Below are 254 nucleotides of genomic sequence, written 5' to 3'. Positions count from 1 at the left end.
CAACTGCCAGAGCCGGAGTGGGGCCAAATCGCTTCTACCCAAGAGTATGTAGCGCCACGCAACCAAACGGAGGAGCTGGTCGCCACCATCTGGTCGCAAGTGCTCGGTATCGAAAAAGTCGGCGTTCATGACAACTTCTTTGAGTTGGGCGGGCATTCTCTCTTAGCGACACGGGTCATTTCCCGTCTTCGTGAGATGTTTGCAGGAGAAGTACCGATCCGTACGCTTTTCGAAAATCCAACCGTTGCAGAACT

General features: G+C 53.5%; 1 protein-coding gene. It reads left to right on the top strand.

Features of this window, described 5'->3' with window-relative positions:
- Window positions 1-254, top strand: a 254-nt coding sequence (locus HP401_RS29610; protein ID WP_173607637.1) for a phosphopantetheine-binding protein, incomplete at both ends; no start/stop codon positions are given.

The sequence above is a fragment of the Brevibacillus sp. HB2.2 genome, from assembly GCF_013284275.1.
Taxonomy (GTDB): Bacteria; Bacillota; Bacilli; order Brevibacillales; family Brevibacillaceae; genus Brevibacillus; species Brevibacillus brevis_D.
The sequence above is the reverse complement of the archived record's forward strand: the minus strand, read 5'-3'. Positions and strand labels throughout refer to the sequence as shown.